The organism is Rhizobacter sp. (assembly GCF_031412495.1).
Taxonomy (GTDB): Bacteria; Pseudomonadota; Gammaproteobacteria; order Burkholderiales; family Burkholderiaceae_C; genus Schlegelella_A.
The window spans coordinates 1-2,890 of the sequence record NZ_JANODC010000283.1 but is presented as its reverse complement, the minus strand read 5'-3'; the positions used below and the strand labels follow the sequence as shown (position 1 = coordinate 2,890).

The window sequence follows — 2,890 nt, the reverse complement described above, 5'->3', positions numbered from 1 at the left end:
GCGTCGGCGCCGGAGGCGCGGCGGACGCTCCCGCCGACGTCGCCGGCGGGGCCACGGCCCCTGTCGAGGCCGGTTCGTTCGGCGCCGGCCGGCGGAACGCAAGCGCCAGGATCGGCTCGCCTTCCTGCGACGCGCCGGCCTCGAGCAGGGCCACCTCGGCGCCGCCGGCCCCGGGCACCTTCGCCAGCCCCTGCAGGACCGAGCGAAGCTCGGCGTTGCTGGTGAAGGCGCGGCGCCCCGGCTCGAAGGCAGGCGTCGCGAACGACACAGCCGGCTCCGGAAAGCGCGCCGCGACCGCCGCAGGCACCGGGGCGGCGTCGGGCGGGACCGGCGCCGCCGGCGCAGGTGCAGGCGGAGGCAGGGCCGGCTCGCTCGAGGAAAGCGTCTGCGGAGCCGGAGCAGCGGGGCCGGGAACGGGCGTGGCGACCGCGCCGCTGCCCGGCGGGGGCACGGCCGGCAGCGGGGCGGCGGCGGCCGGCGGGCTCGCCAGCGGCGGGCCCGGCACGACCGGCGCCGGCGGCTGCGATGCGCAGGCGGCGACGACGAGAGCCGCCAGCCAGGGCAGCCCACCGGGCGGCACTCGCCGGCCATCGTTCGCGCTCATCGCCCTGTTCCTTCGCCGGCTCGTCCGGTGCCGCGGAATACTAAACGCGCGCTGCGGCGCGCATCGCGCCGGCGCGGCGAGTCCCTCGGCGGCGCAGGGCGCCACCTAGAATCCGGGCCCGCGGCGCACAGCTTCGCCTTCCCCATGACCAGCCCCAAAGACATCGCGCCCGGCAGCAACTTCCTGCGCCAGATCATCGAGCGCGACCTCGAAGCCGGCACCTATGCCGGGCGGCGCTTCGCCGGAACGCCCGGCGATGCCGCTCACCACGCGAACGCCCCGCCCGACCCGGCGCGGATCCGCACCCGCTTTCCGCCCGAGCCGAACGGCTACCTGCACATCGGCCACGCCAAGAGCATCTGCCTCAACTTCGGGCTGGCGCAGGAGTACGGCGGCATGTGCCATATGCGCTTCGACGACACCAACCCCGAGAAGGAAGAGCAGGAGTACGTCGACGCCATCCTCGACACGGTGCGCTGGCTCGGCTTCGACTGGCACGCGCCGGAGCCGGCGCTGCCCGGTGCCGCGACCACGCCGCACCTCTACTTCGCCAGCGACTACTTCGGCTTCATGTACCGGGCCGCCGAGGCGCTCGTGCTCGCCGGCCACGCCTACGTCGACGAGCAGAGCGCCGACGAGATGCGCGCGCACCGCGGCGACTTCGCCAACCCGGGCACGGAGAGCCCGTTCCGGGCGCGCACGCCCGAGCAGAACCTGGCCCGGCTTCGCGAAATGAAGGACGGCCGGCTCGCCGACGGCGCCGCCGTGCTGCGCGCGAAGATCGACATGGCGAGCCCGAACATGAACCTGCGCGACCCGGCGCTCTACCGGATCAAGCGGGCGACCCACCACAACACCGGCGACACCTGGTGCATCTACCCGATGTACACCTACGCCCACCCCATCGAGGACGCGCTCGAGAACATCACGCACAGCATCTGCACGCTCGAGTTCGAGGACCAGCGGCCGTTCTACGACTGGCTGCTCGAGACCCTGTGCGACCTCGGCCTGCTGACTCGGCCGCGGCCGCACCAGTACGAGTTCGCGCGCCTCAACGTCACCAACGTCATCACCAGCAAGCGGAAGCTGCGCGAGCTCGTCGACGACGGCATCGTCGACGGCTGGGACGACCCGCGCATGCCGACGATCGCCGGCCTGCGCCGGCGCGGCTACACGCCCGACGCCATCCGCCTGATGGCCGAGCGCGCCGGCACCAGCAAGGCCGGCGGCTGGACCGAGTACGCCAGCCTCGACATCGCCCTGCGCGAGGACCTCGAAGGCAAGGCGGCGCGTGCCATGGCGGTGCTCGACCCGCTGCCGCTCCGGCTCGTCAACTGGGCCGAGGTGTTCGGCGGCGCCGCGCACCGCGAGCCGTGCCACGCGCCGGCGTACCCGCAGCGGCCGGAGCTCGGCCAGCGCGAGTTCGAGCTCGGCCCCGAGCTGTGGATCGAGCGCGACGACTTCGCCGAGACGCCGCCGAAGGGCTTCTTCCGCCTCTTTCCCGGCAACCGGGTCCGCCTCAAGTACGGCTGCGTCGTCGAGTGCACCGGCTGCGAGAAGGACGACGCCGGCCGGGTCACGGCGGTGCTCGCGCGCGTCGTCCCGGACACGAAGAGCGGCACGCCGGGCGCCGACGCGGTCAAGGTCAAGGGCGCGATCACCTGGCTCGGCGTCCACGACGCCTTGCCGGCGGAGCTGCGCCTGTACGAGCGCCTGTTCGTCGACGCCCACCCGGACACCGGCGGACGGGAGATGAAGGAAAGCCTCAACCCGGACAGCAAGCGCGTGGCGCAGGGCTTCGTCGAGCGCTCCTTGGCCGGCTCACGGCCCGACGACAAGGTGCAGTTCGAGCGCCACGGCTACTTCGTCGCCGACCGTGTCGAGCACCGGCCCGGCCGGCCGGTGTTCAACCGCATCACCGGCCTCCGCGACACGTGGAGCGCGCCGCCGGGCACGGGCGGCGGCTCGCGCTGAGGCGCCGCCGGCAGGCGGCGCCGATCCGTCTAGCGATAGACGTGCTCGCCGCGATTCGACTTCCACGAGTTCTCGAAATAGCTCGCGTCCTCGTCGTTGCGCGGCCGGACGGCCATCAGGATGCCGCCTTCGCGGATGCCCTGGTCGTACTGCTTGACTCGCTCCTCCGGGATGCCCCAGCCGATCAGGGCCCCGACGATGCCGCCGGTGGCGGCACCGGCACCGGCGCCGGCGATGGCCGCCGCGAGCGGGCCGGCGATCACCAGGCCCAGGCCGGGCAGCGCGATGGTCGTGCCGACCGCGGCGATCGCC

General features: G+C 73.8%; 1 protein-coding gene and 2 pseudogenes. 1 reads left to right on the top strand and 2 read right to left on the bottom strand.

All coding sequences use genetic code 11. The annotated features are described in order from the left end of the window. Window positions 1–604: pseudogene (locus AC30N0_RS10645) on the bottom strand (peptidase M14); the annotation flags it as partial. A 144-nt stretch (window positions 605–748) separates the two neighbouring features. Here AC30N0_RS10645 and AC30N0_RS10640 point away from each other — a divergent pair. Further along, window positions 749–2,578 (top strand): glutamine--tRNA ligase/YqeY domain fusion protein, encoded by a 1,830-nt coding sequence (locus AC30N0_RS10640; protein WP_489517889.1) that lies wholly within the window; start codon window positions 749–751, stop codon window positions 2,576–2,578. A gap of 29 nt (window positions 2,579–2,607) precedes the next feature. Here AC30N0_RS10640 and AC30N0_RS10635 read toward each other — a convergent pair. Further along, window positions 2,608–2,890 (bottom strand): annotated as a pseudogene (locus AC30N0_RS10635) (hypothetical protein); the annotation flags it as partial.